5 protein-coding genes are annotated in these 5,456 nt (G+C 70.9%); all 5 read left to right on the top strand.

The genetic code is table 11. The features are described from left to right. Positions 1-376: 376 nt before the first annotated feature. Complete coding sequence (locus VFZ20_RS09880; protein ID WP_329683701.1) at positions 377-1,300, top strand: PfkB family carbohydrate kinase; 924 nt, start codon at positions 377-379, stop codon at positions 1,298-1,300. Then, on the top strand, positions 1,293-2,351 hold the full coding sequence (purM, locus tag VFZ20_RS09885; RefSeq protein ID WP_329683702.1) for a phosphoribosylformylglycinamidine cyclo-ligase: 1,059 nt from the start codon (positions 1,293-1,295) through the stop codon (positions 2,349-2,351). The genes VFZ20_RS09880 and purM overlap by 8 nt, the downstream gene beginning before the upstream one ends. Continuing rightward, positions 2,348-3,370, top strand: a complete 1,023-nt coding sequence (locus VFZ20_RS09890; protein ID WP_329683703.1) for a hypothetical protein — start codon at positions 2,348-2,350, stop codon at positions 3,368-3,370. The genes purM and VFZ20_RS09890 overlap by 4 nt, the downstream gene beginning before the upstream one ends. Before the next feature lie 180 nt (positions 3,371-3,550). Beyond that, on the top strand, positions 3,551-4,660 hold the full coding sequence (gene ribD / locus VFZ20_RS09895) for a bifunctional diaminohydroxyphosphoribosylaminopyrimidine deaminase/5-amino-6-(5-phosphoribosylamino)uracil reductase RibD (RefSeq protein WP_329683704.1): 1,110 nt from the start codon (positions 3,551-3,553) through the stop codon (positions 4,658-4,660). Positions 4,661-5,007: 347 nt separating this feature from the next. Next, on the top strand, positions 5,008-5,456 hold a 449-nt coding region (locus VFZ20_RS09900), incomplete at its 3' end, for a riboflavin synthase (RefSeq protein WP_329683705.1).

A 5,456-nucleotide genomic window follows, 5' to 3' on the forward strand; every position in this document is an offset into this window, starting at 1 on the left:
GCCCTCTCCCCCGACCGCCTTTTTGCTCGTTCCTCGCAACGGCGGTCGACCCCTCCCCCAACTTCGGGGGAGGGGTTGGCGCGGGGGCGAGATCGCGCACGCAGGCCGGCCCTCTCGTGGGGCCGCAGTTCTCCCCCTCCCCCGCGAAGCGGGGGCAGGGGGTCGGGGGGAGGGGGCCCTCGGCGGGCCGGGAGACACCCTCCTTCGTGCACGAACGCTGTTCTCCCTTCCCCCACGCCGTTTGTGGGGGAAGGGCCGGGGAGGGGGGCGCATCGCCGCCGCTTGATCCCGACATAGACGAATGAAGCCCGCCCTTCGCCGGATCGCGGAGGGTGGGCATGCAGTCCGTAATCCATCACCTACCTCGACATCGACCATGTCGCTTCTCGTCGTCGGCAGCGTTGCGCTGGACACCGTGGAAACCCCGTTCGGCCGCGCGGACGATGCGCTGGGGGGCAGCGCCACCTTCTTCTCCGCCGCCGCCTCGCTGCTGCACCCCGTGCAGCTGGTGGGCGTCATCGGGGACGATTATCCCACCGGCTCGCTGCAGTTCCTGGCGGACCGCGGCGTGGACCTCGCCGGCCTGGAGCAGGCCAAGGGCGAGAGCTTTCGCTGGTCCGGCGTCTACAGCTACGACCTGAACAGCCGCGAGACGCTGGAGACGCGCCTGGGCGTGTTCGCCGACTTCTCGCCCAAGATCCCCGAGCAGTTCCGCGACGCGGAGTGGGTGTTCCTGGGCAACATCGACCCCGAGCTGCAGATCAACGTCCTGGACCAGGTGCACACGCCCAAGTTCGTGGCGTGCGACACCATGAACCTGTGGATCGAGATCAAGCGCGGCCGCCTGCTGGACCTGCTGCGGCGCGTGGACCTGCTGATGGTGAACGACGCCGAGGCGCGCCAGCTGAGCGGCAGCCACAACCTGTCCAAGGCCGCGCGGTGGATCATGGACCGCGGGCCGCGCTACCTCATCATCAAGAAGGGCGAGCACGGGGCCATCCTCTTCACCCCGCACTCCACCTTCTTTGCCCCCGGCTACCCGCTGGAGGTGGTGTTCGACCCCACCGGCGCCGGCGACGCGTTCGCGGGCGGCTTCATGGCGCACCTGGCCCGCCACGGCAGCCTGGAAGACGCCGACATGCGCCGCGCCGTGGTCTACGGCAGCGTCCTGGGCTCGTACGCCGTGGAGAAGTTCTCCGTGGAGCGCTTCAAGGACCTCACGGCGGAGGAGATCGAGGAGCGCGCGCGGCACTTCCGCGAGATGACCGTCTTCGAGCTGCCCGTGGACGCCGGTGTCTGAGCACAAGCCGGGTCTCTCGTACGCCGCCGCGGGCGTGGACATCGACGCTGCGCACCAGGCCATGAAGGGCGTGGCCGCGCTCGTGCGCTCCACGGCCACGTCCGACACGCTCTCGGAGCTGGGCTCGTTCGGCGGCCTGTACCGCGTGCCGCGTGACGCCAGGCAGCCCGTGCTCGTCGCGTCCACGGACGGCGTGGGCACCAAGCTCAAGGTGGCGTTCACCAGCGGCCGCCACGGCACTGTGGGCGAAGACCTGGTGAACCACTGCGTCAACGACATCCTCGTCCAGGGGGCGAAGCCGCTCTTCTTCCTGGACTACGTCGGTGTCGGCAAGCTGGAGCCGGGCGTGGTGGAGGCGCTGGTGGAGGGCGTAGCCCGTGGCTGCCGCGAGAACGGCTGCGCGCTGCTGGGCGGCGAGACGGCGGAGATGCCGGACATGTATTCCCCCGGCGAGTACGACCTGGCCGGCACCATCGTGGGCCTGGTGGAGGAGGACCGGCTGCTGGACGGCCGCGCCATCCGCCCGGGCGACGCGCTGATCGGCCTGGCGTCGACGGGGCTGCACACCAACGGCTACTCGCTGGCCCGCCGCATCGTCTTCGAGCGGATGGGGCTGGGGATGGACGACGCGTTCCCCGAGGAGGACGGGACGGTGGCCGACGTGCTGCTGCGCGTCCACAAGTCGTACCTCCGTTCGCTCTATCCGCTGATCGAGGCGGGGCGCATCCGCGGACTGGCGCACATCACGGGCGGCGGATTGACGGACAACGTGCCGCGCATCCTGCCGGAGGGCGTGGACGCCCGGTTCGACCTGGGCAGCTGGACGGTGCCGCCCCTGTTCCGCGTGCTGCAGCGCGAGGGCGGGGTGGAGCGCGACGAGATGTTCCGCGCCTTCAACATGGGCGTGGGGATGGTCGCGGTGGTGGCGAAGGACGACGCGGACGCCGTGGTGCGCGACCTGCGCGCGGCCGGCGAGCAGGCGTGGATCGCGGGGGAAATCGTCCCCGGCGAGGGCAAGGTGGTGCTGAGCGACAACGGAGCAACGGGATGACGATCAGGCAGATGGCGCTGGCCGCGGCCGCCGTGCTGGTGGCCGCGCCCCTGGCGGCGCAGAACGACATCAACACCGTCTGCGGCGGCGTGCCCGCGCAGGCGCAGGACGAGTGCGCCATCGTGGCCCAGGCCGTGGACGCGGCCCAGCCGCAGCTGGGCATCCTCATGGCCGGCGGCAACCCCATCCTGGGCACGGCCAGCACGGGCGGCGTGCGGCTGGGGCTCATCCCCCGGGTGAGCGTCACGGGCCGCGTGAACGTGGTGGGCGCGCGCCTGCCGGACATCCGCGAGCTGGACGGCGGCCAGGCCGACGAGTTCACCCTGCCGGCGCCGGCCATCGGCGCCAACGTGTCGCTGGGGCTCACGCAGGGCTTCAACGTGGCGCCCCTGATCGGCGGATTTGGCGCCATCGACCTGCTGGGCAGCGTGAGCGTGCTGCCCCTGGAGCTGGTGGGCGACGACTTCGGCGAGAACGCGTTCAGCTGGGGCGCCGGCGCGCGCGTGGGGCTCATCCGCGAGTCGTTCGTCACGCCGGGCGTGTCGGTGTCGCTGATGTACCGCGACCTGGGCGAGGTGAGCTTTGGCCAAGTGTGCGAGGGCACCGAAGTGTCCGTGGGCGGCAACGTGAGCACCTGCGCGGCGGACGGCGACTTTGGCGAGATCGACTTTGGGCTCAGCAACTGGAGCGCGCGCGCGGCGGTGAGCAAGCGCCTGCTGGGGCTGGGGCTCACGGCCGGCGTGGGCTACGACAAGTTCGAGACGGACGCCAGCTTCGCGTTCCGCGCCCCGGCCGTGGCGGGCACGGAGTCCATCTACCGCTTTCGCGACGTGGCCGTGGACAACGACCGCTGGTCGGCGTTCCTGGACGGCTCGTTCACGGTGCTGGTGGCGTCGCTGGTGGGCGAGGTGGGCTGGATGCAGGGCGCCGACCCCATCGGCGGGTTCCCCAGCACGAGCGACTTCGACCCGGGCGAGGGCACGTGGTTCGGCAGCGTGGGGTTCCGGCTCTCGCTTTGAACTGAAGTGCGGAAGTGCGTGAGTGCGGTCGTTGGATCGTGACGAGGGCCGTCTTTCCCGCGGGGAGGACGGCCCTCTCGCCTTTTGTGCCTCCGCCAGGGCTTGTCATCCCGGGTAAGGCGCCGCAGTCTACCGCGCGTGCACTCCATCACCGACACCCGCCCGGGCGAACGAAAGCCGATGCCTGACGTCACCGAACAGGACCGCGCATTCATGCGGCGGGCGATCGAACTCGCGTGGAACGGGTGGGGCAGGGTGGCGCCCAACCCGATGGTGGGCTGCGTGATCGTGCGCGACGACGGGCAGGTCGTGGGCGAGGGATGGCACACAGAGTACGGCCGCCCGCACGCGGAGGTCGAAGCCCTGCGCGCCGCCGGCGACGCGGCCCGCGGATGCACGGCGTACGTGTCGCTGGAGCCGTGCAGTCACTGGGGCAAGACGCCGCCCTGCACCGACGCGCTGATCGCGGCCGGCGTGCGACGCGTCGTCTTCGGCGGCTTCGACCCCAATCCCAAGGCGTCCGGCGGCGCGTCCGTGCTGCGCGCGGCGGGCATCGAGGCGACCGGGGGCGTGGAGGAGGATGCCGTCCGCGACCAGAACCACGCGTTCTTCCACGCGCATGGCCCGTCCAGCGCCGAGCGCCCGCTGATCGCGCTCAAGCTGGCGATGTCGCTCGACGCCCGCATCGCGGACCGCGACGGCCGCTCCGTCTGGATCACGGGCGCGGAGGCTCGCGCCGAGACGCATCGCCTGCGCGCCGGCTACGACGCCATCGCCGTCGGCATCGGCACCGCGCTGGCGGACGACCCGCAGCTGACGGTGCGCGGCAGGGTGAAGCCGCGCGTGCCGCCCGTGCGCATCGTCTTTGACCGCGCGCTGCGCCTGTCGCCGGAGTCGAAGCTCGTCCGTTCCGCGCGCGAGATCCCCGTGTGGGCCGTCTGCGAGCCGAATGCGCCGGCGGATCGCTGCCGCGCGCTGGAGGACGCCGGCGTGCGCGTGATCGCCGGCTTTGGGCTGGACGATCAGCTGTGCGCCATCCGCGAGGCAGGCGTGCGCTCGATGTTCGTGGAGGGCGGCGCCGTCCTCGCCAGCACATTGTTGACGGCGGACGTGGTGGACCGGATGTACCTCTTCTACGCCCCGGTGCTCATCGGTCCCGGGGGCATGGCGCCATTCGGCGGGATCGCGAGCCCCGCGCTGGCGGATGCGCGGCGCTGGCGGCACGTCGCGACGCAGGCGTTCGGGGCGGATACGCTGGTGACGCTGGAGGGCCCTCACCCGCTCGCCTAGGCTCGCACCCTCTCCCGCAAACTGCGCGGGAGAGGGTGTAGACTTCGAACGAGTCGAGGTGCGCGGGGCGAAGTGCTTGCGAGGGATAGATTTGCGGCTGGCCGATTGAAGCCTCGCGCAGTTGGCGGGGCTTTTACGCTTTTCGGGTCGCGGCTCCGGCTGCGCCCGGGCGGAACCGCCGCGTCCGCGCGACGATCCATCCGCATCACCATCCCCGCCGTTGCAGGCTATTCCCTATTCCCTGTTCCCTATTCCCTGCGGTTCAAGCCCGTTCCGTTGCACCCCCTTGACCCAACCCGTAAGTTTGCGCCACGCCGAACAGCATCCGCATCAACCCGGGTCAGGCCGTGTTCACGGGGATCGTAGAAGAAGTCGGGACCATCGCGGCCGTGGAGCCGCTGGGCAACGGGGTATCCATCACCATCCACGCGCAGGCCGTGCTGGACGGGCTGCGCCTGGGCGACAGCATCGCCGTGGACGGACCCTGCCAGACGGTCACGGCCATCACCGAAGACGGCTTCAGCGTGCAGGCCATCGCCACCACGCTGGGGCGCACCACCTTCGGCGCGTTCCGGCCCGGGCAGCGGGTGAACCTGGAACGTGCGCTGGCGTTCGGCGCGCGGCTGGGCGGACACCTCGTCCAGGGGCACGTGGACGGCGTGGGCAAGGTGCTGCGCATCGAACCGCGCGACGAGCTCACGCTCATCGACTTCTCCCTGCCGGACGAGGTCGTATCCGTGACCGTGCTGCACGGGTCCATCACCCTCAACGGCATCAGCCTGACGGTGAACGACCT

Origin of the sequence: Longimicrobium sp., from assembly GCF_036280135.1 — a bacterium.
Classification (GTDB): domain Bacteria; phylum Gemmatimonadota; class Gemmatimonadetes; order Longimicrobiales; family Longimicrobiaceae; genus Longimicrobium.